At 34.9% G+C, this 25,668-nt stretch carries 31 protein-coding genes and 1 pseudogene; 7 read left to right on the forward strand and 25 right to left on the reverse strand.

The features are described 5' to 3' along the window. Nucleotide 1: 1 nt before the first annotated feature. From AC6I3O_RS15405 to AC6I3O_RS15430, 6 genes are all read right to left on the reverse strand, one after another. The gene (locus tag AC6I3O_RS15405; protein WP_304523303.1) at nt 2-1,720 is read right to left on the reverse strand and encodes an IS66 family transposase; all 1,719 of its coding nucleotides are present in this window, start codon (nt 1,718-1,720) and stop codon (nt 2-4) included. Continuing rightward, nucleotides 1,707-1,967, reverse strand: coding sequence for a hypothetical protein (locus AC6I3O_RS15410; RefSeq protein ID WP_305085201.1), 261 nt, complete (start codon nt 1,965-1,967; stop codon nt 1,707-1,709). The genes AC6I3O_RS15405 and AC6I3O_RS15410 overlap by 14 nt, the downstream gene beginning before the upstream one ends. Before the next feature lie 797 nt (nt 1,968-2,764). Beyond that, nucleotides 2,765-3,286 (reverse strand): hypothetical protein, encoded by a 522-nt coding sequence (locus AC6I3O_RS15415; RefSeq protein WP_497851658.1) that lies wholly within the window; start codon nt 3,284-3,286, stop codon nt 2,765-2,767. 515 nt (nt 3,287-3,801) lie between these two features. Next, nucleotides 3,802-4,347 carry a Uma2 family endonuclease gene (locus AC6I3O_RS15420; protein ID WP_497851659.1) on the reverse strand — a complete coding sequence of 182 codons (546 nt, stop codon included), beginning with the start codon at nt 4,345-4,347 and terminating at the stop codon, nt 3,802-3,804. A 56-nt stretch (nt 4,348-4,403) separates the two neighbouring features. Continuing rightward, the gene (locus AC6I3O_RS15425) at nt 4,404-4,649 is read right to left on the reverse strand and encodes a helix-turn-helix domain-containing protein (RefSeq protein ID WP_497851660.1); all 246 of its coding nucleotides are present in this window, start codon (nt 4,647-4,649) and stop codon (nt 4,404-4,406) included. Between the two features lie 102 nt (nt 4,650-4,751). Next, nucleotides 4,752-4,988 carry a helix-turn-helix domain-containing protein gene (locus AC6I3O_RS15430; RefSeq protein ID WP_497851661.1) on the reverse strand — a complete coding sequence of 79 codons (237 nt, stop codon included), beginning with the start codon at nt 4,986-4,988 and terminating at the stop codon, nt 4,752-4,754. 118 nt (nt 4,989-5,106) lie between these two features. Here AC6I3O_RS15430 and AC6I3O_RS15435 point away from each other — a divergent pair, with 118 nt between their 5' ends. The 3 genes and pseudogenes from AC6I3O_RS15435 to AC6I3O_RS15445 all read left to right on the forward strand — a co-directional run bounded on the left by AC6I3O_RS15435 (nt 5,107) and on the right by AC6I3O_RS15445 (nt 7,975). Next, nucleotides 5,107-5,649 (forward strand): hypothetical protein, encoded by a 543-nt coding sequence (locus AC6I3O_RS15435; RefSeq protein WP_497851662.1) that lies wholly within the window; start codon nt 5,107-5,109, stop codon nt 5,647-5,649. 145 nt (nt 5,650-5,794) lie between these two features. Beyond that, nucleotides 5,795-6,160, forward strand: a pseudogene (locus AC6I3O_RS15440) (transposase); the annotation flags it as partial. 633 nt (nt 6,161-6,793) lie between these two features. After that, nucleotides 6,794-7,975, forward strand: coding sequence for an IS630 family transposase (locus AC6I3O_RS15445; RefSeq protein ID WP_304523360.1), 1,182 nt, complete (start codon nt 6,794-6,796; stop codon nt 7,973-7,975). Nucleotides 7,976-7,983: 8 nt separating this feature from the next. Here the strand turns inward: AC6I3O_RS15445 and AC6I3O_RS15450 are convergent, their stop codons facing one another. The 3 genes from AC6I3O_RS15450 to AC6I3O_RS15460 form a co-directional block, all read right to left on the reverse strand. Then, nucleotides 7,984-9,129: a KAP family P-loop NTPase fold protein gene (locus tag AC6I3O_RS15450; protein WP_497851663.1), complete on the reverse strand. Its 1,146-nt coding sequence runs from the start codon at nt 9,127-9,129 to the stop codon at nt 7,984-7,986. Nucleotides 9,130-9,784: 655 nt separating this feature from the next. After that, nucleotides 9,785-10,201 (reverse strand): LexA family protein, encoded by a 417-nt coding sequence (locus AC6I3O_RS15455; protein WP_497851664.1) that lies wholly within the window; start codon nt 10,199-10,201, stop codon nt 9,785-9,787. Nucleotides 10,202-10,222: 21 nt separating this feature from the next. Further along, complete coding sequence (locus tag AC6I3O_RS15460) at nt 10,223-10,822, reverse strand: recombinase family protein (protein ID WP_497851665.1); 600 nt, start codon at nt 10,820-10,822, stop codon at nt 10,223-10,225. A 238-nt stretch (nt 10,823-11,060) separates the two neighbouring features. On the opposite strand from AC6I3O_RS15460, the gene AC6I3O_RS15465 reads away from it, so the two are divergent. Continuing rightward, nucleotides 11,061-11,336, forward strand: coding sequence for a hypothetical protein (locus AC6I3O_RS15465; RefSeq protein WP_497851666.1), 276 nt, complete (start codon nt 11,061-11,063; stop codon nt 11,334-11,336). A gap of 70 nt (nt 11,337-11,406) precedes the next feature. On the opposite strand, the gene AC6I3O_RS15470 is transcribed toward AC6I3O_RS15465, so the two are convergent. The 8 genes from AC6I3O_RS15470 to AC6I3O_RS15505 all read right to left on the reverse strand — a co-directional run bounded on the left by AC6I3O_RS15470 (nt 11,407) and on the right by AC6I3O_RS15505 (nt 14,731). After that, complete coding sequence (locus AC6I3O_RS15470; RefSeq protein ID WP_497851667.1) at nt 11,407-11,835, reverse strand: hypothetical protein; 429 nt, start codon at nt 11,833-11,835, stop codon at nt 11,407-11,409. Nucleotides 11,836-11,903: 68 nt separating this feature from the next. Continuing rightward, nucleotides 11,904-12,338 (reverse strand): hypothetical protein, encoded by a 435-nt coding sequence (locus tag AC6I3O_RS15475; protein ID WP_497851668.1) that lies wholly within the window; start codon nt 12,336-12,338, stop codon nt 11,904-11,906. A gap of 133 nt (nt 12,339-12,471) precedes the next feature. Then, on the reverse strand, nt 12,472-12,627 hold the full coding sequence (locus AC6I3O_RS15480) for a hypothetical protein (protein WP_497851669.1): 156 nt from the start codon (nt 12,625-12,627) through the stop codon (nt 12,472-12,474). 14 nt (nt 12,628-12,641) lie between these two features. After that, nucleotides 12,642-12,830, reverse strand: a complete 189-nt coding sequence (locus AC6I3O_RS15485) for a hypothetical protein (protein WP_497851670.1) — start codon at nt 12,828-12,830, stop codon at nt 12,642-12,644. Nucleotides 12,831-12,845: 15 nt separating this feature from the next. After that, nucleotides 12,846-13,217, reverse strand: a complete 372-nt coding sequence (locus AC6I3O_RS15490; protein ID WP_497851671.1) for a hypothetical protein — start codon at nt 13,215-13,217, stop codon at nt 12,846-12,848. A 106-nt stretch (nt 13,218-13,323) separates the two neighbouring features. After that, nucleotides 13,324-13,641: a hypothetical protein gene (locus AC6I3O_RS15495; protein ID WP_497851672.1), complete on the reverse strand. Its 318-nt coding sequence runs from the start codon at nt 13,639-13,641 to the stop codon at nt 13,324-13,326. Nucleotides 13,642-13,882: 241 nt separating this feature from the next. Beyond that, nucleotides 13,883-14,059 carry a hypothetical protein gene (locus tag AC6I3O_RS15500; RefSeq protein ID WP_497851673.1) on the reverse strand — a complete coding sequence of 59 codons (177 nt, stop codon included), beginning with the start codon at nt 14,057-14,059 and terminating at the stop codon, nt 13,883-13,885. 453 nt (nt 14,060-14,512) lie between these two features. Next, nucleotides 14,513-14,731 (reverse strand): helix-turn-helix domain-containing protein, encoded by a 219-nt coding sequence (locus tag AC6I3O_RS15505; protein ID WP_497851674.1) that lies wholly within the window; start codon nt 14,729-14,731, stop codon nt 14,513-14,515. Nucleotides 14,732-15,241: 510 nt separating this feature from the next. On the opposite strand from AC6I3O_RS15505, the gene AC6I3O_RS15510 reads away from it, so the two are divergent. Together AC6I3O_RS15510 and AC6I3O_RS15515 are read left to right on the forward strand one after the other, a co-directional pair. Beyond that, a complete protein-coding gene (locus AC6I3O_RS15510) occupies nt 15,242-15,772 on the forward strand; it encodes a DnaJ domain-containing protein (RefSeq protein ID WP_497851675.1) in 531 nt (176 codons plus the stop codon). Nucleotides 15,773-15,834: 62 nt separating this feature from the next. Beyond that, a complete protein-coding gene (locus AC6I3O_RS15515; protein ID WP_497851676.1) occupies nt 15,835-16,014 on the forward strand; it encodes a hypothetical protein in 180 nt (59 codons plus the stop codon). A 1,073-nt stretch (nt 16,015-17,087) separates the two neighbouring features. Here AC6I3O_RS15515 and AC6I3O_RS15520 read toward each other — a convergent pair. The 3 genes from AC6I3O_RS15520 to AC6I3O_RS15530 all read right to left on the reverse strand — a co-directional run bounded on the left by AC6I3O_RS15520 (nt 17,088) and on the right by AC6I3O_RS15530 (nt 18,876). Further along, nucleotides 17,088-17,936 carry a BRO-N domain-containing protein gene (locus tag AC6I3O_RS15520; RefSeq protein ID WP_497851677.1) on the reverse strand — a complete coding sequence of 283 codons (849 nt, stop codon included), beginning with the start codon at nt 17,934-17,936 and terminating at the stop codon, nt 17,088-17,090. Between the two features lie 325 nt (nt 17,937-18,261). Beyond that, nucleotides 18,262-18,531, reverse strand: coding sequence for an antA/AntB antirepressor family protein (locus tag AC6I3O_RS15525; RefSeq protein ID WP_497851678.1), 270 nt, complete (start codon nt 18,529-18,531; stop codon nt 18,262-18,264). Nucleotides 18,532-18,597: 66 nt separating this feature from the next. Beyond that, nucleotides 18,598-18,876, reverse strand: coding sequence for a hypothetical protein (locus tag AC6I3O_RS15530; RefSeq protein WP_497851679.1), 279 nt, complete (start codon nt 18,874-18,876; stop codon nt 18,598-18,600). A gap of 97 nt (nt 18,877-18,973) precedes the next feature. On the opposite strand from AC6I3O_RS15530, the gene AC6I3O_RS15535 reads away from it, so the two are divergent. Continuing rightward, complete coding sequence (locus AC6I3O_RS15535) at nt 18,974-19,192, forward strand: helix-turn-helix domain-containing protein (protein ID WP_497851680.1); 219 nt, start codon at nt 18,974-18,976, stop codon at nt 19,190-19,192. A gap of 387 nt (nt 19,193-19,579) precedes the next feature. Here the strand turns inward: AC6I3O_RS15535 and AC6I3O_RS15540 are convergent, their stop codons facing one another. The 5 genes from AC6I3O_RS15540 to AC6I3O_RS15560 form a co-directional block, all read right to left on the reverse strand. Continuing rightward, complete coding sequence (locus AC6I3O_RS15540; protein ID WP_497851681.1) at nt 19,580-20,794, reverse strand: pentapeptide repeat-containing protein; 1,215 nt, start codon at nt 20,792-20,794, stop codon at nt 19,580-19,582. A gap of 325 nt (nt 20,795-21,119) precedes the next feature. Continuing rightward, nucleotides 21,120-22,427 (reverse strand): IS4 family transposase, encoded by a 1,308-nt coding sequence (locus tag AC6I3O_RS15545; protein ID WP_497850542.1) that lies wholly within the window; start codon nt 22,425-22,427, stop codon nt 21,120-21,122. Nucleotides 22,428-22,621: 194 nt separating this feature from the next. Continuing rightward, a complete protein-coding gene (locus tag AC6I3O_RS15550) occupies nt 22,622-23,773 on the reverse strand; it encodes an NACHT domain-containing protein (protein ID WP_497851682.1) in 1,152 nt (383 codons plus the stop codon). Between the two features lie 241 nt (nt 23,774-24,014). Beyond that, a complete protein-coding gene (locus AC6I3O_RS15555) occupies nt 24,015-24,578 on the reverse strand; it encodes a hypothetical protein (RefSeq protein WP_497851683.1) in 564 nt (187 codons plus the stop codon). A gap of 20 nt (nt 24,579-24,598) precedes the next feature. Further along, nucleotides 24,599-25,531 (reverse strand): hypothetical protein, encoded by a 933-nt coding sequence (locus AC6I3O_RS15560; protein ID WP_497851684.1) that lies wholly within the window; start codon nt 25,529-25,531, stop codon nt 24,599-24,601. Nucleotides 25,532-25,668: the final 137 nt, after the last annotated feature.

The following is a 25,668-nucleotide window of genomic DNA, read 5'->3' on the forward strand; positions in this document are numbered from 1 at the left end:
GTTAAGCTTTAGCAACAACCTTTTCCTGTTTTATTTTGGGCGGGCGTTTCCGTTCATATATTTCTGATATCTTCTGATATACATCTACATTTTGTGAGCGTAACAAATAGACTATGCTTAAGCCATTACAAATATCGTTTAAACTTTCTTGGCTCCGCAGAGTAATTGCCTGCTTCTGTTTTCGTTTATAGACTCTTGCCAATCTTTCACATAGGGAATTATTGGCTGGAACCCGTTTGTCATGCAGGAACAATAATTCGCTTTCTTTATATTCCCTTAACCGGAGAAATAGATTATACCCTTCCCTATAATACTCCGTCGGCGGCTCATCCTGATATTCTTTCTCCGCCTTGTTCAGGATTTCGTCATACCTTTTCTCGAATCCCTCAACAATTATCGGATCAAGTTCTTTCTCCCCCAACCCATTTCGGTAATGCAGCATCTCCTGGAACAATCCGTGCATCTCCTTGTTCCATTCCAGCTGCGGCTCATTCTGCTCGCTGCCGATCAGATAGCGGCAGTCATGCTGGGTACACTCCTGATGTTTTGTTCCATAATGGTAAAATGTCTTGTCATGGTCATGCAAGACAATCCCAACATAATTCTCCAGCGGCGTTCCTTCTATTCCTTTATGCCCTTTTTTCTCCCTGCCTATATAAAGTGCCACATCTGCAATCGGGGATGCAAGTATAAGGACCTGCGCACTGTGCCCATTTACAGATGCGTTTGTAAAATCTGCATTCATGACCGGAGACTGCATTAGTTTCTTTATAATCTCTTTTTTCTCTTCCGCTGTTTTCGCTGAAAATTCCCTGGTAAGACCATTGATCATGCCGTCGGACAGTTCGATCTCGCCTTTTGTCAATTCTGAGATTAGCTTTCTTATTTTTCCATGGGATACGTTGCATTCATTGCTCAGGAGAAAGGCAAGTGCCTTCACCGTCCCGTCATAGTTCACTTCATTGATATATCCTTCTGGAAATGGAGCATGTACACGGGCTCCGGTTCTTTTGTCACGGTATTCCTTTGTCGTATATTCCATGACCGCTACAGACATCTGGATGACCACTTTCTGTTTCCGAATGATTTTTCCCGTCTCATAATAATTCTCTTTATCCAGGTATTTTGCAGGTGCAGGGATTTCATGTGTCTCTGTTACGGCATGGAGCTTCCTGCGGTGTCCGGCATGGCCTGGCTGTCCGCCCGGTTTCCGGTCAGTTTTTACCCGGCTGTTCGGGATTTTTTTCCTGCCGGGTTTCTGCTGGGAAGAGGGGATGGATGAATTCTCAAAATCCATATTGACCTGCGCAGTCAGTTTTTGGTTCAGGCCTTTTTCTTCCTCCAGTTCAGCCCCTACCCTGTAGAATTCCTGTCTTATATCACGGCATTTATCTAATGCTTCATCTCTCTGGCGAACAACTTCCAGATTCTCTTTTTTGAGCTTTGCAATGAGACGGTCTTTCCTGTCAAGTTCTTTTTGGCATTCGTGGTAAAGATCATCATTTGCTTCCATCCATTGATTACGGACAGACCGGATCTCCTTACGTGCCTGTGCTAATTCTTGTTTTAATTCCCGGATATTTTTTTCAAGTTTCCGAATAATACTCTTATATTCTTCTTCTAATTTTTGGTATCTCTCGCCGGATTTAAATTCGGCGATCTGCTGTGCCAGTGATTTCACTTTGTACTGTAATGCACTTGTATATTCAAATGGATTCATCTGTAATCTCCTTTGATGAATTAGGGCGGGAATCTAATACCTGTGCCATCGTTCTGCTTAATTCTATTGTCTCTTCCAGTTGTAATGTCAGCATGGAAATATATTCTTCTTTCTGTTCAAGAAGCTCTTCCGAAGTCCGAATACATTTTTCCTGGATTCGGATTACATTTTCTGCTTCTTTAAGAGCATTCTCCAATTTAGAAATCTGTAATTCATATTTTTTTATAAGTGATGTTTCTTTACTCATTGCTGCCTCCGCACTTGTAATAAAAAAAGTATAGCAGAAACCTGGAAAAAAAGCGAATGAATGAAATCTGGCATTCGTCATTTTGCCAGGGATAAATTGTTGATTTTTCAAGACAAATGGATATTAAACCACGCAGAAAGAGATGTGAGAAGGGGGGTTTAAGACGAAAAACAGAAAAGAGGAAATGTTATCCACAAGAAATATCTGAGGACAAAATGTTAATAACATTTTGTCCTCAAATGTATCATTTACTGTGGATAAAATTTTTTTTAATTTCAGCACATTTACCAACACTTTCTAAAAAGCCTATTACTGGCGTGGGTGTGAAAAGTAACTATTTCTATGGAAATTTTTGCAGAAACGCTTGAACCGCTTGAAAATCAGATAAAATTATGTGATAATACAAGTGAGCGTTTCTGCGCTTATGTGTATAAGACCTGTCCGATGGTGTTGGCGCACCGTTTGAGGAGAGGTCTTTTGTATTTCCTTGATGGTTATTATATATCGAATATATGTTCTTGTCAAGCAAAAATCGAATGTTTGTTTGGGTTTCGTTGGAAAATTAGAGAAAAAATAAAACTACCGCCATGCTAATTGTCATAGTTCGTAAGTTATCACAAAAAGTGCTTGCATTTATTTATGATAACCTTAGAACTATGATTTGTAACATTTTGGTAGTCTTATTATTAATATTAAATGGTAAGAAACTTGCTTAATATCTCATTGCAGCCGTATATATTTTGCTAATTTATATGAAATAATTATATATATTAAAATTATTTCATCTTTTAAACTTATTATTTGAGAATGTTTTGATTGAATTCATCTCTTTTTACGCTATCCCATATAGTATCTATTTTTTTATTACTGGTAATAATAGTTGCTATGCAAATAAGGATTACGAAAAATAAAATAGCTTTTACTAAATTAAGATTGTCAGCAGGTTCTAAATTATAAAAACACATTCCAAAACATGCTGCTAACATTAGAAAATAAGAATAATCAACCATAATCACTCTTTTAATCCTAAAATTAGCTCTATTCATAAATTTATCATATCTTCTTTGCCAATTAAATTCTTTTCCTTCAAGGAAAGTTTTTAAATAAGAAGCTATTATATACATAGACAAAGTATGTCTTAATGAATTAAGATAAGATGGTATAATTACTATAAGTGGTAATAGGTATAAAAAAGCATTATTCATATCATGTATTAAAACCCAAATTGCAACAGAAGAAACATACATCATATTACTTATATCATGCAATTTTTCCATATGATAGTTTATTTCTTGTTTTAATAAAATATATTCATCCATAAATTACTCTAAATTATAACCTTTCTATTTATAAACAACAACCTCTTTATTATATAAATATATAAACACACAACCAAACAAAAACTGACGCAAATAACACAATCTCGACAAAAAACATCAGGAATACCCCAATTTCTTCATTCACTACTAGAATTTTGCCACCAAATATGATAAGATTTTAGTAATCAGTGTAGACAGTATGGGGATAGTTCCTTGGTTGCCCTTTTCGGAAACGGAAAGGGGGTTATCATGAATACGTTAGAAATTTTAACATTGTTCTTAGTGGTATTCGCTGCTTTGACATACATAGATAATCATAACAGCCGTAAATAGACAGAAAAAAGCTATCCTCTACGGCAATAGGGGATAGCTTGTGTAACTGGTAAAACTTTTGCATAAGTTTCCGTCTAGGGTAATAGGGACGTTCCAATATCTCTATTACCTCTACACTGATTATAAACTATTATGATGGACTTTTCAAGAAAAATTCAGAAGTTTCAAATATTCAAATACCCTCATGAAATCCTAATAGAAAAATCCTCATAAATTCCGACAGGTATATCTTCCTCAAAAGAATACTCTTCTATAGTGTCATACACAAAATTATACACTGTAATTCGATTCTTCTGAGCATCAACAATCCAGTATTCTTTAACACCCGCATTCCTATATTTAAAAAGTTTTATCAGATAGTCTATCCGTTTGCTGCTTGGAGACACTATTTCAATAATCCAATCAGGCGCACCATGACACCCCTTATCATCCAGTTTTGACGAATCACAAATAACAGAAATGTCGGGTTCTACATAATTGACATCATCATTATTCAAGAATACTGCAAATGGGGAAGGAAATACTTCGCAATCTCCACCATGGACATCAATATAGTTTGCAATCTTTTGATTTAATTTACTTACAATCCTCTGATGTCTTGTACTTGGTGGTGCCATAAAATATATCTGCCCGTCAATCAATTCTGCCCTCTCACCATCTGGCAGATCGTATATATCATCTATTGTATAGGTTCCTTTATAAGTCTCTTCTTTTCTTACTACGTTCATCCGTTGCACCTCCGATCTTGGTTATTATTATAAGGTACTTGGATATGGAATACAACTCATTTATCATATCCTTGGAAAAATGCATTGAAATCACATGAAAAAATCTTAGTTAAAGCTATAAGCAAGTCTACACTCGGATTATTCAATCCCATTTCTACTTTGCTATATGTACCTGTGGAGATTTCAACACCCTCTACCTGTAATTTCGTTACAATATCTATATTCCTTAAACCTTTCTCTAACCTTAATCTTTTTATATTCTTTCCCACCAAATGATTTGTCCGTTGATTAATCCTTTCCATACTATCACCTCTATAAAAACAATATCTAAAATAGAAGGAAAAGTGATTCCAAAATAGCAGGATAATAATTTTTGACATTCATGCACATAATAATAGAGAACATTACTTTTGGAAAAATGAATCGTAACTGCATGATAATATATCTGTCAATGCAATTAACAGATCCACACTCGGATTATTTCTACCAGTTTCAATCTTACTGTAAGTACCTGTAGATATATCCACTCCATGTAATTGAAGCTGTTCGACAATTTCCTTATTTTTTAGTCCTTTTTCTAATCTTAATCTTTTGATATTTATTCCTACTATGTGGTTTGTCCGTTGGTTTATTCTTTCCATAATTCACCGTCCCTATAAAATTCTATCCAAAATAGCAGGAAAATTGATTCCAAAATGGCAGGAAATATGATATTCTGAGATTTGTAAGTATAAAATATAGCTTTCGTGAGGTATGTATATGAAAAAGAAATGGATAACTCTATTGGTTTTCTCTATATTTATCAGCATTCTGGTTTGTTTTCAATGGGAAAATGGAGTCAAAGATAAATCGAACCCTACTCCCCGTTTTGCTCTGCTAACTCAATTTTCTTTAGATGAGTCTGTACCTACTGATGATAATGAACCTCAGATAGAAGGATATAGCAGTACAATCGAGAGTTTTAAGAACGGATATGTACAAGATGTCTCCATTGTGTCACATAGGATATTTATTCAAGACAAAGAGGAATTTTCCAGGGAAGTTATTCAGATGATAATAGATAATTCGTTAAAGGGGATTCTGTTTTCGTATGACATTAATGGATATCCGAATGGATTGTATGTAACGGTCTATTTGAATGAATCTTCCTGTAGGAGTGGAAATAGCAGCTTTAAGATTTCTTATACGCAAGATATTCAGAATGGATTTAGGTACAATATCAAAGATAATCCTGAGAAATTTGTATTGGAGATAATTGAGGAGTCGGAGTTGAAGATAAATTTGAAGAATAGAAAAGGTTAGTCATTTTATTGTTGCTTCATGACTGGGAGTGTAAAATAAAGTGTGTAAGTTAGAAATACAACAAATCTAACTGCGCACTTTATTTTTCTGTATAAAGTGTGCTACACTCAAAGAAAGGATGAAGAAAAGGATGGGTACAGCACTAATGGCACGAAGGAACAAACAGAACACAAGAGGGGCCGCAATCGCACAGGCAATCATGGAGGAATACCAGCCACAGACAAGGGAAGAGATGCAGGATGCCATCAAAGACATCTTCGGCCCCATGTTTGAGTCCATGCTCCAGGGGGAGATGGACTCCCATCTGGGATATGGCAGCAACGAGCGCGGGGAAAAGAATACCACGAACAGGCGTAATGGTTATTCCCATAAGTCTGTCAATACTGCGTATGGGAAGATGGATGTTTCCGTCCCCAGGGACAGGGAGGGCAGCTTCAAACCAAAGGCAATCCCCAAACGGACAAAAGATGTAAGTGGGATCGAGGACAAGGTGTTGTCCATGTATGCAAGGCATTCTACCTGCGGATTGTGGAACTGTATAAAAAATGGAATGGCCGCCCTGTAGCCAACTGGGCATTGGTTCGCAACCAGTTGGCCATGGATGACAAGATGCAGGCACGCATTCTTAAGTATGAACAGTATTGATTCTGGCATACAAAACCGGCAGCTCTGAAAACTGCCGGTAAGGAAAAAATATAAACTTACACATTTTACTTGACAAACCCTCATGAACTAACCTTTTCTTTCAAGTGGAAATGTTTTCCATATGATCCCTATCAGAAATGCTTAGATTTCGTAGGTTTTCTGCGGTTATAGGAGTTGGAAATGGCTTATTTTCGTTGAGTGTGGTCACATGAAAGATAACGTTAAAATCCATTACAAATTTTCATACAAATTTCCTTAAAATTAGGAATATTTAATTCCCCTCTATACAACTGCCTTTTTTTAATACCAAACGCATAATTATAAAATTCTTTTATTTTATTATAACCTTCCTTAAAATTCTCTTTTGATAATCCTCTATTAATTTTCCCAAACTTACATGCCATTTGATATAAACTAGTACATCATAAATTAAATAACTAGCCAAATATATATATGAGTGTTATAATCAAATTATTTAATATAGGAAGGAATGTTGATTATGGCACACGCAAATATATTAGATATTGAACAGGAAGATTATGAATATCTCCAATCTCTGTGTAGATGCAGAACAATACAGGCTCAGATTGTTGACCGAGCAAAAATATTGATATACAAAACACAAGGTGAGTCAAATGCCGCAATAGCACAGCGCATAGATGTTAACGTGAATACCGTTAAGTTATGCCTTAAAAAGTTTAAAGAAGGCGGTGTTGATCTTGCTTTATATGATAGACCACGTCCTGGTCATCCAATTGAAATTACAGATGATGCTGTGGCATGGATCGTGGATTTGGCCTGCCAACGTCCAGCTGATCTTGGCTATTCCCAGGAACTTTGGACTCTGAAAAACCTGCATCAGCATATTCAGAAAAATGCACAAGAGGTGGGCTTTCCCCGGCTTGCCACGATCACAAAACCTATGGTTCAAAAGATATTGCGCAAGTCGGAAATCAAACCTTTCAAAATCAAGTATTACTGTGAAAAACGTGACCCTGAATTTGAACAGAAAATGCATGATGTACTTTTGGTATATAAGCAAATATCCTTACAGTTTAATGAAGATGGTAGCATAATCGTCCCAGAAGATGGGATTGTTGTCCATACAGTTTCTTGTGATGAAAAACCCGGAATACAGGCGATTGCAACGACCGGGGATGACCTGCGTCCAACAGCGGATACAGGATGTGTTTACCGTGACGCGGAATATAAGCGTTTAGGGACTCTTTCCTTATTGGCAGGAATTGATCTGCTGACTGGGGAAGCAATTCCACTGGTCAGCGAGAGTCATAAAAGTTCAGATTTTATCAATCTGTTGAAGAAACTGGACAATAAATATCCAGAAGGGGATGTGATACGTATCATATGCGATAACCATTCTGCCCACAAGTCCAAGGAGACAAAAAACTATCTTGCAACGTGTCCGGAGGGACGATTTATCTTTGTATTTACGCCCACGCATGGATCATGGTTAAACATGATAGAAAGTTTCTTTAGCAAGATGACAAAGCAGATGTTAAAAGGAATTCGAGTCAAATCAAAGGAGGAACTCGCTGACCGCATATACCTGTATTTTGAAGAGGTCAACAGGGAGCCAGTTGTATACCATTGGACTTATAAAATGGATGAAATAAGTCAGGATGAAGCCGTTAAAGCTGGCATAAAATCAAATGCTAATTAGGCCAGTTATTAATTATTCAATGTACTAGGAATATTTTGAAATAAATCATCTAGTATACTATCATCTCCACATAAAAATTTATTCTTAATCTCTTCATCCTTAATATTCAAAATAATAATAATCGGCACAAAAGCTGAAAGAACAATGCCTCCGCTCACATCATCTCCAATAAGTGAATATTTAGAAACATTTGATATGCACTGATAAAAGCGCAAATTTTCCCTTAATGATAATTGATAATAATTATTTAATTCCTCAGTAATATGCTCAAGAAAATATTGTGTATCTGGAAATTGAAGAACATTATTAAATCTCATATCAATTTCAGGTAAATAAACATTTCTATCAAAAAATTTATCTAAATATCCTGTCGAATCAAATTTCTCACCGTAATACTTAGAAATTGTATGTACCAGTTGACTTCGATTAATAGATGCAATAAAAATTATTCTATCATCATCAAAAAAATGTTTAATCCTTTCCAACATTTCTATAGCAAAACTAGGTTTACACCGATCTAATTCATCAATAAAAATAATTAGCTTATCAGTATTTTCATTAATTATATCATTAAAAATTTCTTTTACTTTCTCACGTATCTCCTCAGTTGTTTTTACTAAAGATAAAATATCCCTTCCTTGAAACTTTTCTTTAATACTTTGGAAGTTACCTCCAAATTGAAAATTATTTAACGTCATAAGAGAGAAATCTAATAACGATGCAACTTTATCACTTAAAGATCCAGGACTTAATTTTGTATCACAATATACTCCACATTCTTTTACTATAATCATAATAAGTGACATCAAAGGGTCATCATGATTATCGTATAACCATGCATTATAATATACTGGCAGATAAGTATAATCTAATTTTATGTTTGCCAATGGATTTTGAGAAAAAGCCATCTCAATATTTTCTTCTATATCCATACATTTAGCTTTTCTAGTCAGATAGTTTAAAGTCTGTTCGATTTGCCTTACATAAAAGGTTTTCCCTGCTCCCCATTTCGCATCGAGACTAATAAACATATTTCCTTCTATCATATCTAATGCTTCAATAAAATCTATAATATGTTTTGTTCTATCATAAGTATTTTCTTTAATTGATTCCAAGACATTTTCAATAGTTGCTTCTTTTGTAAATTTTTTCATAATACAATATCCTTTTCCTCTATATCATTTTAGTTTTTACATTTTATCACAATAAACTTGAACCAACAATTAAATATTTCTATAATCCACGACACATATTTCTCATATGATAAAATAAGCACCATATATGTTCTTTCACCTCTCCTCTCCCCAAATTACCGAACAACAAATTTAATAATTGATAATCATTCTCAATTAAAATTATCCCTTGCCAATCAACCAGATTTTAATCACACCAACATCAAAACAATTCACCACCCATTAGCCCAGTCCCATACAGACTTATCCCACACCAAGCAAAGAGAAACAAAATAGTTTCCTCTTCCGAACACATCCACGAACACATTTTTCCTTATTACCTTTTATCCTGTTCGCCTACCACACTAATAGCTTCTAATCATCAAAATTTTCCATCCCTCTCCCTCATTCCAAAATCCCACTCACTACTCTACTCCTACACCACCCCAACACTACAAAATAAATCCACTCTACCGAACTCCCCACATTTTCCACCACTACAGGCAAAAAAATAACGGCTCCCTCATGCCATATGACACAAGAGAACCGTTATAAACGCTTATATTTCTTACCTTTTCTTAAATTTCCATCAGCTCCGCTTCCAGTCTCTACCGAACTTTATGAAATCTCAACAACCTCATTCCAGTTTTTCCTTGAACACATATCCATCAGCCGTAGAATAAAAAGCCTCTTCTACCATCCTCAATTCTTCATCAGAAAGTATTCCCTTCGTTCTTAATGATTTCAAGAAATTGTTACAGATTTCTTCCTTTGCCTGGTTGCTTTTTCTGGTATCTTCCCTACTGATTCCTCTCTTTATATACTTATATCCCATTAATTGTATAGCCCTCGGCTGGCACTCATTTAAAGATACCAATCCTGCCCGTTCCAAAGCCAATAACTTTTCACGTATGGTCGATGTAGACTTTATCTCTGTCCCTAAAGAAATCTCCCGAAATGAAGGCGCAAATCCATACTTCTTAAAATAGCCTACAATAAATTTGTATATGCTTTTCAGTTTATGGTCTTCTGAATTTATTTCCTGTCTTTTCATAACTTTATTTTATCCTTTCCTCTAATCTAATGGTTCTTCAACAATTCGTAAATATTTATAGATAGAATTCCTGCTAAGTCCTGCCAATCGTGCAAACTCCGATAGATTTATCGCTCCATTAGAGAATTTCGGATAATACCGAAAAAATGACTGTGGTATATCTTCCATCTTAGTTTTATAACGTCCAATATGTTTCCCTTTTGCCCTTGCATTTTCCATCCCTGATTTGATTCTTTGGATTGTGATTTCCCGCTCCATTTGTGCGAATACTGACATCATGCGTAACATGCCCATGGTCATAGGATCAACTTCACTTCCAGTACAGTCTACAATGAAGCCCCCTACAACCAATTTCAAATTCCTATTCTGAACCATTTCCAATATCTCACATAATTGTTTAGTAGAACGGGATAATCTGCTGACCTCTGTACAGGCAATCGTATCTCCTTCTTTTACCGTTTCAAGAAGCTGTCCCAATTTCTCCCTGTCCTCATGGGAACCACTTTCATATTCCCAAAAAATATTATGTTCCTTAATCCCCAACGCAACCAGTTCCCGTTTCTGCCTTCCTATATCCTGTTTATCTTCATTCGTTGAGGCTCTTGCATATCCGTACTTCAAATCCGTTCCCTCCTTCCATCCAGATATAGAGAATCCTTAAAATGTTCACAAAATGGTATCATCTATTTCTTGAACAAAATCGGCTATATTTCCTATACTTTTTGAACTAAAACGACCAATTTCCAACTGTTTACATTTTCAAGTGTTTTCTTGAACAACATTTCCAGATTCCATTTTCCCCATTGTCATACCGTGTTTCTTCCTATATAATGGTATCAATTACAGGAGGACAACCACCATGGACATTGAAATCAGACCAAAGAACATACTCAAAGAATTCCTCTCCAATCTCCACGACAAATTAGAGGACATATTATTTTTCCTAATCCGCAAGACTCCTAACAAACTCATACCGCAATCCATTATGACCTGGTTCGAGAACTACCTTGACAAGCGTTCCAAGGAGCTACAGCAAGAAATCATCCACCAGCAATGGAGACAATTATATCTTGAAAAAACTATGGAAGAAATCCACGCTACCCAACAAGGGAAGAAAGCACAATCAGAAGATTAAATTTTCCGTTGTGCTTTTCTCTCTCATAACTTATTAAGAATTATTCTCATTTACTTTCACTCTTTTCTAATCACATCTGCCAGAACAACATCTTGTCCAACTGATAACGGCAGTAAGTCATAAACTCATTACAAAATTCCAGTGATTCCGAATAAATGTTACAAGTCTCTTCAATCCAGACATCCATCCCGATTTCTGGGTACAAATCTGAAATAACCAATGATATATAATACTGCGGCTGCTCACCATGGCACTGATTGATCTGCATACTTGCATTTAAAAGCAAATTTTCCGCCGTCGGCATACATCCTTCGATTATGCTGTTCATCAGATATATATTCATTGCCCGGCTGATCATGTCATTCAGCTTATTTTTAATGATAGCAGGCGTATTATCCGTAAAAGGAAAAGAAATCAAGACTCCTTCGCCATCCGTATCGAACCTAATATTATGGTTTCCAATGTTAAAATCCTCAAATTCATATGCTAATTTTTTCATAGCTAATTATCCCTCCATCATTCTATTAGGGACTGCCATTATAGCAATCCCAATATTCATATAGCTGCTTAAAAGAACTTATCGACCAATACTTTGATGATTGCTTTTTTCAGTTCATTGGAATACTCTGATAAATCGACCGCAATATCACAGTCCCATTGTTCCATCATACTATTGTCGGCATCCTCAAACCCGATACAGATTGTATATGTAATCGGCTCACCAGCTTTCAATACTACACGCAAAAATGTAAGGTCTATAATAACCGGCTTATCACTCCATACAGTAGGTAGATTGTAACCTTTTTCAGCGTTCAATGCTTTGTTATGTTCCGTATACTGGACTTTTGCAATCTCAATAGCCTTATCAACTTCCGCTTTCAGACTGTCGGACATGGCACAGATATCAATAGATACTTCCATGTAATCTTCATCAAAAGTCAGATTCCCTAATTCCAATACACCAATATTCGTTGTCTCTGTCCTTGCCTTCCATTTCATCATAAAATTTTCCACCTTTCTTTTACTTGACTTAAATCAAGATCGACCTCTTTTCGGCTTACCGCCTATTGGGTGAACAGGGAATCGAACCCTATACGAAGAACCATCCACCCTAAAAATCTCCTATGTATTCCCTTTATGCTTTATTAACTTTCAGCAGCTTACTATCATCGAACCATTTCACAGAACCGCCTTTAAAATTTATTTTTGGCTGTTGAACCGTTGAATTTCCTATCTTTGTAATGACTCCATTTTTCTTGACCGTCGCAAAACTTACTGTTTGGTTCTTCATATCTCGTTTCCTCCTTAAATTGTGATGATTGGTTTCCCAGGCTTTCTACTGTCAGCAGCTGCAAGCGATATCCCAAGCACATTATTGGCTCTCTTGACATCCCTGTAATACCGTGCGATCCTGGCAGGACTCTTGTCAGACTCCACTATATGAGCCTGATATGTATTATTCTTAAAAAATGAAACGTTGTATGTCTTTCTCACGCTGTCTTCCCCCCTTTACATAGCTGCCGATTTCTGGCATTCCCGGCGTTCGTGTTCTTCTTTCCAAAATTTCTCCACATCTGCATCAATCCTTGCTTCATGCTCCTTTAACTTCTCAAAATCAGAAGTAGCAAGCACCGTGTACCATGGAATATAGATACCACATCTGCCAGAATAGCCAATACAATGCTTTCTCTTACGCTTCATGGATTTAAGGAAAGCCTCTTCCTCTTTTTGAAGTTCCTGCATGTCCTTGGCTAATTCATAATCAAATCTGATTGTAATTCCCTGGACTGTAAAACCATCATTGTAATAATACGGATTGCCTAAAGAGACGGTTCTGTATTCAATGCCGTTCTCTTTTAAGAATTCTATGATCTTTTTCATGGCGTTTCTCCCCTTTCTTTTTGACTACCCTCTATCCCATACATCCGTACAGGATAGAAACGCTTGCAGCTTAAAGCCCTGTTTATAGTGGCCGCAACCACTGTTATTAATTAATTCTTAGAGGTCTAATAACTGTCTTTGAAAATAATACAGATGTATCCAGATTTTCATCTTGAATGACCTTTTTTATTTTCGGATTGTTCAGGAATTCTAAGACTTTCTCTTTTATAACACTCTCTTTTTCTTGTTCTTTGTAAGAAATCGAATAGCCGTAACCAATATATTTAGTCAGTTCATTCTCTTCCATGAACTCTTTGACATCTTGCTCTAACGGCTTCAAGTTCGCCTCAGCGTCCTTTTTGACACTCTTATACTCCCTAATATCCTTGATTTTCTGATCTAATACATCAGCCGTACAACACATATTCTTAATCTCCTTTACACTTATTATCTTAATTAAATAGCAACCCTCAAATAATCTTCTGGACTATTATCTACACTCGGGCGATTCACCAGTATATTGATTCAAGTTTGTGAGTGCTTTCGGCTACTCGGTCGCTTTATAGGATAATAACCATCCCAAAAGGACAATTTGCTTTGAAGCTACGACCATATGACTTGTCGATTGTCCTTAAATATGAATTCTCAAAGACTCGTCAGGGGATTTAATGCCATGTGTTGATTTCACCCGTTTCAATTTTGTGTTCTATCCAGTCAAGCGGAGCATCTGCAAGATAGCCGTATTCTTGATTATCATGGATAGTGTTGTAGATTGCTGTCGCTCTCTCTTTGGGTGTACCTGTAGTTGCCTGGTATAATGCAAATATCTTTTTGTAAATCATATCGTTTACCTGCCTTTCGTTTGGTTTGGTGTGTTTTAATAGAAAACTGTTTTCTAATCTATACTACTTGCGTGTCTATTGCCTTCGTAATCGTCGGCTCACAGGGACGTAGTATAGAAAAGGCTGTTTTGCTTTGACGCTACACTCTTATCTCAAGTGGACAGCCTATAACTATCGGATTTTCACCTTGCAAGTATTCAGCCGCTTGCAATCGCTGTTTTCGGAACTTACGCCCCCGATAACCGGGCTGTTAGGTCTTTTGTTTTGTTTGCTTTATTTGACCTTGTAAGTGTATTGTACACAAAAATATGTACTTTGTCTATCGACATTGTACACAAAAATATATACTTTTTATTATGCATAATGTACATGTTTTTATGTACTTATTCCAAGGAATAAAAAAAGAAAGTAGAACTCCTACTTTCTCAAAAATCTTTATAGAATACATTCTTGTTATTGAATAATATATTCGTTCTCACCTTTTAATAATGCCGTCATACCTAGATAATTAGCAATTTTCACCACTTCTTCAGCCGTAAAAGTATCTCTTTGCATTTTGTTTGAAAAACTTTGTTTTGTCATTTCTAATACTTTTGCTAAATCATTTTGTGTTAATTCTTTTCCATTCTTTTTATAGTCTTCTATTATTTTTTTGATGGTATTTGCAAACATTTATGAATTCCCTCCTTACTTTATATTTCAATATTTTTATCTGATAAAATTATTCTGTTTTATTTTATCATACTCTTTATCTTTTTTCAACAAAATGTAAATATAATTATGTACTTTTTACAAATAAGAGTACATATTTTCGTGTATTATTTCTATTTACAAAGTACATGTTTTTATGTACAATAGTCTCAACACCAAAACAAAGCACCTTGACAATTCAATAAAGGCTTTACACCACAATCACCGATTGATATAATAAAAGTACCAGTAAACGGCACTTTAAAAGCGAGGTGAGGATATGACAGGTAAAGAAGTAGTTAATCTTATCCGAAAATTAAAAGAAAAGGGCATGAATAGCGATGAAATATTATCAATTATAGAGTATATCGAAACGCATGACCCAAAAGAACAAGAGTAAATAACCACTAATTAAAAAAAGGTGCAAAGTCTTTATTGAATTATCGAGGACTTTGCACTCTTTTTATATTTACAGGTTATGGAGGTTGAGATATGAACACTTATTTTAAGAACGTTCAAACATTGGACGAACTCAGGAAACAATACAAGGACTTGCTAAAGAAGTATCACCCAGATAACGGCGGCTCAGAAGAGGCTACCAAAGCAATCAATGTCGAGTATGAGAAGCTATTCAAGATATTAAAGGATAAACATTCAAGACAGGACACGGCAGACAGTAATTCAGGAAGCAATCATTCATCATACGGCAATTCATATGACAACATGAAGTATGACTTTGCAGAAGATGAGCTATTGAGGGAAATGTTACAGAAGGTCATTTATCTCTCTGACATCACCATTGAAATCATTGGAGCATGGTTGTGGATCTCGGGCAATACCTATCATCACAGGAAAGAATTGAAAGAACTCGGTTTCAAATTTGCAAGTCAGAAAAAATGCTGGTACTGGCACTCTGAATCATTCAGGAAGAAAAGCCATAGACACTTATCCATGGATGATATCCGTGATTATTACGGCAGTACAGAAGTTGAAACCAATGGAAGAATACGGTTAGAAGCATAGAGTTTGCAAGGGTGTGGTCATGGCTACGCCCTCATAATATACAGACAAGGAGAATAGATGATATGAAGAGAAGGATTGTAAATGTGGTACTGTCAGTGATGTTAGTTGGTACGATGGGATGTAATGCATGTGAAGCAAGTACAAGCAAGAGAGCAAATGATGATAGGATGAATGATAATGTTGGTATCGGTGTCATGCAAATGGTCAACATAGCAAGACAAAGGAAGAATTTGACAGGCTGACATCTGTTATCGAGAATCGGAATGGTAGGATTATTATTGAAATGGTTGACGCAACTGTATTAGATGGTGATGGAAATGGATCTGATTCGTTTGGATTTTATGTGAAATATGATACTGGACAGTTTTCAAAAGGTGATAAGATTCGGAGCGTTTTTGTTTACAATCCTGATACAAATTACTTTGATGATATTGTATGCCGGATAGATAGGCTGATGGAATAATTGATTGGATGATTTATGTAATTTGTGAATGATTTTTATGATGAAAAAAGAGTCTGACAGATTGCTTTGTATGGTCTGAAAGGCTCTAATTTTTTGTTCTATGTAGTAGGTTTATTTTGCGTTTTAAGGGGCTATTTTTGGCTTGTATTGCGTAGGTATATTCTTCTCGGGTGATGGTGTTTCAAGCCGAAATAGGGCTGAATTTTTGCGTTCTAGGGTATAGATGGGGGTAGGTGGGCAATGGGTATCCCAGGTAGGTTTACATTAATTGAAGGATGTTCGGACGCACAAAACAGGTCATGTGTTCTATCCACACATCGACCATATTTTTTAATCTATCAGACACACATTCCATATAATCTAAGTTTATTTTCTTCATAGAGCCAAAGCCTATATCAACTTTATTTATTATTGCTAATAATTTATTCTGCGAGAGTTCAGTAAACGTGCAAATATGCACATGATATTTTTTAAAGCCGTATTTTTCATGTGCAAAAATACACATAAACTGAACAGAATTAAAATATAACCTTATTAATAAAGACAGACATACGTGATTGTTTGCTAACGCAAAAATCACTCTCTTAAAACCTTTTTGATTGTTGGTGGTTAATGATGGTTACAGTTGGCATGAGTTACAGTTGATATGATAGTAGTGGTTATTTGCACATTCTCTTTCTTTGGATATAAAATTCCTTGTATGTATATAGGTTGTATTCCGTATTTGTTGTTTCTATCTTTAGAAATTTTTAGTGTAATATTTCTTATCTTAAAATTATTCGGTTGATCTGGTATAAGTAATGTTATTTTAGTATTGGTGGTATTCATTATGTAATTTTCTCCATATAGTTTTTATTTCTCATTAATAGGTTCTCTATCAAATAATGTTTCTCTTTTAAAATTCTTTATTTCCTCCTCAGTTTTGAGTCCATATTTGATTAAACTATTATCAATCAATAAAGTTAAAGCATCTCTGAGTTTGGCATCATGCTCTATAGCATTCATGGGATAGCATTCCTCTTTCAGTAAGTGGTTTTCGTAACAGTAATCTTCATGGATTTGGTTTATATCCACGTCATATGTATCTTCCAGTTCCTTATAGATAGAAGAGTACAGTTCTTTTCTGTCACAATCGAAATATTCCATAAGCATTTTGTATTTAGGTGCGATTTTCTTGTACCAAGCTGACGGATATCTGTTTTCTAATAAATAGCGATTTCTTTGTGACTGTTTCAGGTCTTGAATGTCTTGTTGCATTGCTGCCATATTGGTAATCAGTGTAGTTATTGCCTGAGACATTGAGGTTATTGATTCTGTTATAGGATCCATATTTATCTGTGGAGTAGTAGTTAATTCATGATTTCTATATCTTTCAACAATATCCCATACCCAGTCCATAAATTGATTGGCTTTGGATTTGTTGCTCCAACGACATATCTCCATAACACCTCTTTCTGTATAGAGCATTGTTTCATATTCTTTCCCGTCAGTACTTAACAGTTTGGTAACTACTGATAATGGATCGAGTCTATCTTGATGTCTTTTGTGAATCATACTCATAGAAGAGTTTGGATTCTTATATTCAAGTGCTAATCCAATCTGTTCTCGTGTAAGTAAAATGTCATCGTTCATATTGCGATAAAAGTTACAAGATAGGTCTCCGAAAGTTTCGGATGTGATAAGTTTTAAGTTATTTGCCATGTAAAAATCTCCTTTAATTTAATATTGTTTTTTGGAGCTAAATATTATTTCTACATTTTGTTTCTGAAAGTGCTAAAAATTTTGAGTTTACATTTTTAACAGTAGGAGAGTGTATAGACAGTAAATGGTAAGAAATGTAAAGTATACCCCCATCCTTCATATGTACTTTACATAGGTTTTTGTTTTTGAAAGATTAATATATGGGATATTTATTATTTCTTTATTTAGATTAAAAAGATGTACGATTCCTGAGAATTTAATATAATATAAGAAAAGACAGATGATTTCTCACCTGTCTTGAAGACATCAATACTGTTTATCTATATTACTTATTATTTGCACTGAGCCAGTTGCATTCTGGTTTGGCGATTAGTCTAGCATTATTATATGCCATGGATAGTTGCTTTGCAAAATCTGATGTAAGTTTATAATCATATGTTGGATTAGGGTTTGGTCGTTCTTCCGTTTGACGAACGATAATATAATCTATATTTTCAGTAGCAAATGGATTATCTAAGATATTTCTTTTACACCAACGTGTAAATTGAGATGGACTCAATTCTAAAAATTCATATAGATTTCTTAATGAAGTCATTCCATTCTCATCAATCTTCAATGCAATCTGTATTGGTGTTTGGGATGAAGTATCCTCCTTAAAATTTTATAAACCACCAATCTTCCTCATAATCTCCCTGTAAATCCTCTCTTTCATCAAATCCATCCTATCACGCTCCATTTCACACTCCACATCACGCCCTACCCAAAATCCAGACATAAAATCTGGATTATCCCAAAAGAATCTCTCCTGCTCTTCCCTAGTCAGATTTATCGTATATTCCTCATAGAAATCAAAATCATCACCCATAATAAAATCAAAGAATCTCTGCAACTGTTCCGCTGACATGCATATTTCATTTGGTTTTGGCACATTATATTTCAATATCATCAACTCCTAGCAAACTATATTCGTAATTACGAAGATATTCAAACAAAAGAATACCATTTATCCTAATAGTTGTAAAGAGGGGTTGATAAATATGATAGATTATTCTCCATTCTGGAAAACATTAGAAAAGTCAAATGAGAATTGGTATACTTTGACCAACAAATATCATATGTCTCATAGCACTCTCCATAGATTAAAGCACGGCAAAGATATTTCTATGAAAACAGTAAACGATCTTTGCCGTATTCTTAATTGCCAAATTGAAGACATCTGTAAATATGTCGCTTCAGATAATGATCAGATATTGTAATAAAGTTTTAAGGTATGTCACATCACAGTGTGATATACTTGAAGAAAAAATGGCAAAGTATATCACACTACAGTGTGCAGAATCAGCCGTCTTTTTATAATAATAGACTGTAATAATAAATAAAGACTACTTTCGTAATGAATTATTCGTATATACTCATAATTCATTACTCCATTAAAAACTTTTTGATTATTGATGGTTGTTGATAAATTACAAACAAATCTCTGAACACTACTACTCTTTATGACCTCTATAGGATTCTTGATTGCCAGATACAGGATATTTGTCAGTATATTGTGAGCGATGAGGATCAGGTGTTGTAAGATAAATACTACATTTTTGATATCAACAAAATTAATCTTGTATGATCATTTTCCAATTTACTAATTATTTTCTCTTAAACTTATGCAACTTACTATATAAACTTTTTTTATACTCTCTATAAGGCATTATCATTTTTTTATCTTCAAAGTACACTCCTGTTTTATATAAATCACAATTATTACTCTTCAAATAAGCAATCTGATGTTCCCCAATTATTACATTTTCTAAATCTATCCCTAACAAACACATTTTATTTAAATCTATCTCTCTTAAATTCATATTTTTTAATACTGCCCCATTAAAACAAGCACCTAATAATTGAACACTATTTAAATCCACATTGTCAAAAATTGTATTTCTCAAATCCGCTCCACTAAAATCAACCTCTTTAAGAATACAATTTGTAAAATTTGCATTTTGTAAATTTGCTCTTTTAAAACTCAAACAATATAATTTTGCTTCACTTAAATCTACATTTTTTAAATATACACCATCTAAATTTAATTCTGTATCATAATTCATATATCTTATATTTTCTCTTTTAATTTCCCTTAAATTTAATCTATCCTTCCTATTATATTTAATATAATAAAGTAACCTATCAGACATTTCTAAACTAATTTGCAATGCATGTAAAATTTCTAACATATTAAAAAAAATAGTCATTTCACATTCAATAATATTAGAATAACATTCTCGTGTATAAAAAGTCATACCATCTTGTATCATTATTTGAAAAACTTCTCTTACTATATCAAATTTATTTTCTAATTTTTCGTTTAAAACATTAAATTTCAGAAATTCTAATATTTCAGAAGATAGAATATTATCTTTAAATAATTTTCCTAAAATCCCTGCAAAGTCTTCTTTAGACTTACACATATCTATCGCTTGACATATTGAAAAACATATATATTCAGATACAAAATATTCATATAAAGATTTATGTATAAATTCAATAGTGGATTCCGTATTATCAAAAACATACTTTATCGGAAATTCCATTATCTGTATCGCAACTCCTTGAAAACTTAATTCTGGTATCTCATACTCTCCCCTATTCAATATCAAATCATTCTTTTCAAACATTTTAAATGCAATTTCACCCAAAAAACGTAAATATTTTTTTACATTCTTTCTATCCCTTAAAATATGATTTCCTTTATCATATCCAATTCCTTCATAGCAAAATTTATCAAATATTCCTCCCTCTTCTGCAAAAATACGACTATATAATTCTGGCTTTGTAGCCTTTTGAGTAAGGTCAACATCAGACATAATAGCCATATATAGTATTACTGGAATCCCTATCACATTTAAATTACTACGATCTATTTTAAGTTTTTCTAATTTAACACCTTTTATTATTTCATAAAATTGACTTATTTTATCAATTTCAAATGCAATGTTAACAACTTAGTAGTGGTATGGTATCAAGAGCGAGAATACAGCATTAAATTGACAGAAATATAACAAAAAGTATATTGGGTGAGATAAAAAAGGGCAGACTTCCCCCTTGGTGCTAGAAGCAAATTTTAAAAATATTTCTCTGACGCCATGGAGCATAGAACCGCGGGACATCACCACCTTTCAGAAATGATAGTTAGTGTGTTGCCTTGTTATTGTAATGATGCTTTACCTTTCTGGGAATATCACGTGGATTTGACTCTTTGCATCCTTTTTTATCCCGTACCCGATGTGATACGGCAAAACAAAAGATGTCCCGGATTATGGTAAATTTTTCGGCAGGTGTCTCAGAATCCATATATTCTGGAAGCCGACGGCTCAGGCAGCCGACGAGCTCATTTATATTTGTCATGTACCTGTGCTTATTGTTTTTCTGGTTAATGGTACGGTCGATGATCCCGTCCGTTTCCTTCTTAATAGCAAGGGTGAGGTTCGCAAGCAGAATGGAGATCCAGAATTCCTGAAGGATCGAATTTTCGGAATAACCGCGAAAGTCCGTAAGCCCTATTTTTTCCTTAATCAGCTTATAATCTTCTTCCACTGGCCATCTAAGAAAGTAGCACTGGCGGAACAGACCTTGATCCAGGCCAAAATCATTTGTGATCAGTGTTTCCAGTGTCTCGCCTGGAAGATAGAACTTTAGGACGCGGACTTTCCTGTCATCCAAAACGAGAATGTGGTCGGTGATCCCATACTGGTCTGCCGGTGCGGGAAGCGCATCAATCGCATTGTTAAATTTAGACCTGAGCCGGAAAAGATACCCTGCATGGATCGTGTCTTCGATATAAGCGATCAATTCTTTGGAAGCATATCCCCTGTCGAAGACAAACATGGTGTATAATAAGCTTGCCCGTGCTTTGTTTTTGATATTGTCCATATGTCTCATGGCAAGTGTACGCTCATCCACATGGATTGGTTCGAACTGGGCATCAAGGACGCGGTCATTGAGAACGTCAAAAGCAACACTGGCAATGGCAGTGGGAGAGCTAGCACCTCTCCCGATGCTGCCATATTGATCAAGGAGAGCTTTCCGGTTGGGAAGCGGGATCTTAGAGCCGTCAATGGCTATGATCTGCCGTCCCCATACCCCCAGAAACCGCGCGTGGAAAGGAAGGGAATCCTGGCTGCAGAGGAAATCCAGCATGCGCTCAAAAGCTTCTTTGAAAATGGAATGGCTAATTTTAGAACGCGCTTTGCTGAAAGCCTGCTGTGAGCAGCTGACAGAGGGTGCTCCCGATTTCAGTTTAAGTTCATGAAAAAAACTATCCAAGGAGGCAGAGATTGTCTTTTTAACATTGCCGAGTAAAAGTTTAACCAAAGTCCAGTAAGGAAGTTTTCCGCAGTTACGGGTATAAGCGCCTTTTTGCCTGCGCGCCCTGTCCAGGGCATTTGGGTCAAGCAAAGTGTTGCAGATAATATCGGCGAGAATCTGAATGAGTTTCATAAATGCAGCTCCTTTCAAAAATGTACTATAATCAGGGGCTGCGCCGCAAATTTTGGTTATTTTGTCAATAGTAAATCTAATGAAAATATCAGGAAATTTTTGTGCAATATTTTGAGCTCACTCTTTAGAAAAACGATACAAAAAAGCACAGGAAAATCCTGTGCCGATGATAAGATGATATAAATTTTAAAATATCAAACACTATATATTGTGGTTGCTTTAGTTAGGTTGTTAACATTGATTTCAAATGCCAAAAGTTCAAAAACATTCTGAAATCTATGTATATCCAAGTAATTAGGTCTTGATGTAACAATTATTTTAAAATTATCAAAATCTAAAATATCATTAAGAAATCTGTTCAACAAAGAATCCCGATTGTCCATAGATTTAATTTCGTCAAATCCATCTACAATCAATATTTTATTTTCCAATTCCTTAATCTCACATTTAAGTGTTTCGCAAACAGCCTTTAACAATCCCTTATCTAATTCTTCACTACCCCAATCTCGAAATCTTAATATAATTACATCTTCATCATCTTTATACTCATTTGCTATCCATGCTGTTATACTTGTTTTACCAATTCCTGGTGCGCCTGTAATTAACATATTTGACGTTGCGTCATATTTTATAAATTTATTTATCACATCTCCTATTGTGTCTGTATCCAAAAACTTTATTCTCCCCACCTGCATACGGAAATTATAATCTGGCATAATAAACGCATCTGCCAAAGTTATAGGTCTTTCCTCATTATCAATATGCAGAAACAATCTACTATTCCAAATCTTAAGATATTTATCTTTCTTATTGTTTTGAAATTTTTCTTCTTGATTTTGAGTAATTGTAACATTTTCACCATTATTTCTAATATAATCTATCTTCTGAATAGCTACATCAAGTTTCCTTTCGATCCTTGATGTTTTATTACCTTCTTCCTCTTTCTGCAATAACCTTATCTCACGATATAATTCACTATAATTCTCCTTACTAAGTTCACGATATATCAATTTCATAAAATCAGTGCATTTATTTTCATCAACATTCTCACAAATATCATTCAGCCCTAATTTTATATCATCCTCACTATTACCTATACCACTTTTAAAACCTTTTAATATCTTTTCTGCCGCATCATAAATCTTATCTTGGTCATTTTCATACTCGCCATAAGTGATTTTATTGAGAACATCCACCACTATATTATACATCTGAGATTCTGGACTTTGATGTTTATTTTTTCTATTCTCTACTGCCTGTTTTATCTTAACTTTTGATATATCAAAAGCACTGTCAGAAACTTTTGAAATAAATTCACCAATCACAGCCTCTTCGATAAATGTCATAATCACTTTATCTCCCTCGTACAAAATATACTGTAATTATAGTATCAATAACTTCACATATCAAGCAATTACATATTTCGTCTCAACTAGCAACAATAACTGTATAAAAGTCCACAGAGGGGGCTATGTTTCCATCCAAAAATATTTAAGAACCTACACTCTACCCCATACCTCAAAATAACGTAAAAAAATAGGGCATACCAGACTTTTACATCCGATATGCCCTATCCCCACTAAATCACTACTGTCGTTTCTTCATATATTCCCTTTGTTTCTCATACCATTCCATTTCTTTTTTGTACTTTTCATCCTTCTCTTTCTGGTATGCCAGCATAGCCTTTGTCTCTTTCGTTGCCTTATCCACAAAATCACTCATGTCAGTCATCCACTGAATCCTGTCCAATGTCTTCTTGGTTTCCTCAGCTTCCTTGCGCCTTTGTGCTTCTGCCCTTGCCTTAGCTTCTTCCTTCTCTCTCTTCTTAGCCATTACAGATTCCGTATATCCTCTGACTTCAGCAATATGTTCTTCCTCTTCCCGCCTTTCACGTTCTATACGTTCTTTGAGCTTGGCAGAGAACATCTCCCCTTCTTCCTTTCTGCGCTGGCTCATTCTCTCACAGCTTTCATAAACACCGAGCATGTTTTCCCATATTGAATTATCCGTCTTGGTATTATCCAGAAGATTCCCGTATCTCGCCCTCTCTTCTTCCTTTTTCTGTTCCTCTGTCCTATAGTCAAAATGCGCACCATCTAAATACTTGTCCAGTAAATGTCCGTATGGGTTGTTATTCTTGTTGTTATTCATAAATAAAAATCCTCCTAAATTTAATATGGTTTTACTTCTACTTTTAATAATGCTTCGTATACCTTTCTGGGCACTTTATTTTTGTATTTGTCAGCCATAATCAGTATATCCGCTTGCTTATGTATTTTATATTCTTCAAATGCCTGTTCGGGTGTTTCCCAATAAGACAATTTGATAATTTCATCATGTCCAAATGGTTTAATCTCTCCATAATACATTTTCATTTTACTGTCATACCTGACACCAAGGGGAAGGTTCAGCGATGACTTCCATTTAACCTTATGTTTCTTGCAATTTGACAACATCGTATTCAATGTCTGTGGAATAATGCAGCATTTATCTGGTGCATACTCTTTATTGCCAGGATAAAGTAGATCTTTATCAACCGCCATTGATTCGCCCTCACATTCATAATATTCTGAATGCCACCATTCAACAAAAGAATCCTTATCATTTTTCCACAGATCACACATATATGAACCATCATATACACGGTTATCTTTATAACACCTGATGTAGATGCCATTCCAGATGGAATATGCTGTATTTGATTTTAAAGTGATATATGGAACATATTCCTGTTGCCTCCCTAAATCCTCTATGCGTGAATCCCCACGCTTTAAATGATAATATTCTTTACAGTCCACCCATACAAGGTTTTTATAAAAACAATTCTCTTTGTTCCGATCCAAATGCCATATCCTGTTATATTCTTTGGGATTCGTATTTTCAAGGAAATGCTCTGCAACTAATTTATCTGTATATGTGTCGATTTTAGATTCCATCCCGAAAAGTGTATAATGTACATAGCCTGATTTATGCATATGGAATTTTCCATGCAAATTATTGACCATCCGTCCATGGTTAGAAATCCAGTAATTATTTGTTCCATTTACCATGATGAATATTTCATCATCTGCAACTAATTTTATTCCAGCTTTTTTAATATCCAATACTTTTTCATCTGCTATTGAAATATCAATGTTAACAACCTAACTAAAGCAACCACAATATATAGTGTTTGATATTTTAAAATTTATATCATCTTATCATCGGCACAGGATTTTCCTGTGCTTTTTTGTATCGTTTT

The sequence above is a fragment of the Sporofaciens sp. St.21A7 genome (assembly GCF_059728535.1).

Excerpts from the sequence above, each read along its gene's own strand:
- AC6I3O_RS15435 (WP_497851662.1), top strand. The coding sequence starts at position 5,107 with ATGAAAAAGAAATGGATAACTCTATTGGTTTTCTCTATATTTATCAGC.
- AC6I3O_RS15410 (WP_305085201.1), bottom strand. The coding sequence starts at position 1,967 with ATGAGTAAAGAAACATCACTTATAAAAAAATATGAATTACAGATTTCT.
- AC6I3O_RS15465 (WP_497851666.1), top strand. The coding sequence starts at position 11,061 with ATGGACATTGAAATCAGACCAAAGAACATACTCAAAGAATTCCTCTCC.
- AC6I3O_RS15525 (WP_497851678.1), bottom strand. The coding sequence starts at position 18,531 with ATGACTTCATTAAGAAATCTATATGAATTTTTAGAATTGAGTCCATCT.
- AC6I3O_RS15445 (WP_304523360.1), top strand. The coding sequence starts at position 6,794 with ATGGCACACGCAAATATATTAGATATTGAACAGGAAGATTATGAATAT.
- AC6I3O_RS15495 (WP_497851672.1), bottom strand. The coding sequence starts at position 13,641 with ATGTGTTGTACGGCTGATGTATTAGATCAGAAAATCAAGGATATTAGG.
- AC6I3O_RS15510 (WP_497851675.1), top strand. The coding sequence starts at position 15,242 with ATGAACACTTATTTTAAGAACGTTCAAACATTGGACGAACTCAGGAAA.
- AC6I3O_RS15470 (WP_497851667.1), bottom strand. The coding sequence starts at position 11,835 with ATGAAAAAATTAGCATATGAATTTGAGGATTTTAACATTGGAAACCAT.
- AC6I3O_RS15450 (WP_497851663.1), bottom strand. The coding sequence starts at position 9,129 with ATGAAAAAATTTACAAAAGAAGCAACTATTGAAAATGTCTTGGAATCA.
- AC6I3O_RS15545 (WP_497850542.1), bottom strand. The coding sequence starts at position 22,427 with ATGAAACTCATTCAGATTCTCGCCGATATTATCTGCAACACTTTGCTT.
- AC6I3O_RS15455 (WP_497851664.1), bottom strand. The coding sequence starts at position 10,201 with ATGAAAAGACAGGAAATAAATTCAGAAGACCATAAACTGAAAAGCATA.
- AC6I3O_RS15405 (WP_304523303.1), bottom strand. The coding sequence starts at position 1,720 with ATGAATCCATTTGAATATACAAGTGCATTACAGTACAAAGTGAAATCA.
- AC6I3O_RS15515 (WP_497851676.1), top strand. The coding sequence starts at position 15,835 with ATGAAGAGAAGGATTGTAAATGTGGTACTGTCAGTGATGTTAGTTGGT.
- AC6I3O_RS15415 (WP_497851658.1), bottom strand. The coding sequence starts at position 3,286 with ATGGATGAATATATTTTATTAAAACAAGAAATAAACTATCATATGGAA.
- AC6I3O_RS15555 (WP_497851683.1), bottom strand. The coding sequence starts at position 24,578 with ATGAATAACAACAAGAATAACAACCCATACGGACATTTACTGGACAAG.
- AC6I3O_RS15505 (WP_497851674.1), bottom strand. The coding sequence starts at position 14,731 with ATGTTTGCAAATACCATCAAAAAAATAATAGAAGACTATAAAAAGAAT.
- AC6I3O_RS15520 (WP_497851677.1), bottom strand. The coding sequence starts at position 17,936 with ATGGCAAATAACTTAAAACTTATCACATCCGAAACTTTCGGAGACCTA.
- AC6I3O_RS15425 (WP_497851660.1), bottom strand. The coding sequence starts at position 4,649 with ATGGAAAGGATTAATCAACGGACAAATCATTTGGTGGGAAAGAATATA.
- AC6I3O_RS15540 (WP_497851681.1), bottom strand. The coding sequence starts at position 20,794 with ATGTCTGATGTTGACCTTACTCAAAAGGCTACAAAGCCAGAATTATAT.
- AC6I3O_RS15490 (WP_497851671.1), bottom strand. The coding sequence starts at position 13,217 with ATGAAAAAGATCATAGAATTCTTAAAAGAGAACGGCATTGAATACAGA.
- AC6I3O_RS15535 (WP_497851680.1), top strand. The coding sequence starts at position 18,974 with ATGATAGATTATTCTCCATTCTGGAAAACATTAGAAAAGTCAAATGAG.
- AC6I3O_RS15475 (WP_497851668.1), bottom strand. The coding sequence starts at position 12,338 with ATGATGAAATGGAAGGCAAGGACAGAGACAACGAATATTGGTGTATTG.
- AC6I3O_RS15420 (WP_497851659.1), bottom strand. The coding sequence starts at position 4,347 with ATGAACGTAGTAAGAAAAGAAGAGACTTATAAAGGAACCTATACAATA.
- AC6I3O_RS15550 (WP_497851682.1), bottom strand. The coding sequence starts at position 23,773 with ATGACATTTATCGAAGAGGCTGTGATTGGTGAATTTATTTCAAAAGTT.
- AC6I3O_RS15500 (WP_497851673.1), bottom strand. The coding sequence starts at position 14,059 with ATGATTTACAAAAAGATATTTGCATTATACCAGGCAACTACAGGTACA.
- AC6I3O_RS15430 (WP_497851661.1), bottom strand. The coding sequence starts at position 4,988 with ATGGAAAGAATAAACCAACGGACAAACCACATAGTAGGAATAAATATC.
- AC6I3O_RS15480 (WP_497851669.1), bottom strand. The coding sequence starts at position 12,627 with ATGAAGAACCAAACAGTAAGTTTTGCGACGGTCAAGAAAAATGGAGTC.